The organism is [Flexibacter] sp. ATCC 35208 (assembly GCF_001975825.1).
Taxonomy (GTDB): domain Bacteria; phylum Bacteroidota; class Bacteroidia; order Chitinophagales; family Chitinophagaceae; genus Chitinophaga.
The window spans coordinates 1-569 of the sequence record NZ_MTKN01000242.1; the positions used below are offsets into that span (position 1 = coordinate 1).

Sequence of the window (569 nt, forward strand, 5' to 3'; positions counted from 1 at the left end):
CGCCACCCAGTATTGCTACCCGTGCTGCCCCTCGACTTGCATGTATTAGGCCTGCCGCTAGCGTTCATCCTGAGCCAGGATCAAACTCTCCATTGTAAAGAAGTTTTGATACCGGCTAATTTCTCTCGAAATCAGACGAATTATCTAATGTTTTCGCTTAAACAATTACCTGTGTTTATTATGCTGTTGTTTCCAATCTTTCAAAGAGCTTTTTCTTATTCCTAAGAAATTGTTGATGTTACAGATCCGATCCGTGTGAACCCTTGCGGTTCCTACATCTTAGCTTATTATTATCTTTTTAAGAACTTTTTTGTTTGTTTTGGGATTGCAAAGGTAGCGATTTTTTCATTATCTCCAAATTATTTTTGAAGTATTTTCCTCTTTTTTTAGAAGAGTGACTTCTCAATATTTGCATGAAAAAAAGAACTACTTATCCGTTTTTTAGAACGGATTGCAAAGATACAATCCTGCTTGCTTTCAACAAAAAATTACCAGACTTTTTTTTTACCGTAGTAGCGGTAGAGATGTGTGGTGTGGTATCCTAAGAAGGGATAAAAAAACTCCGGAAC

General features: G+C 36.9%; 1 rRNA gene. It reads right to left on the reverse strand.

Annotated elements, in window-relative coordinates:
* Nucleotides 1-96, reverse strand: a 16S ribosomal RNA gene (locus tag BW716_RS35295); the annotation flags it as partial.
* Nucleotides 97-569 lie beyond the last annotated feature (473 nt).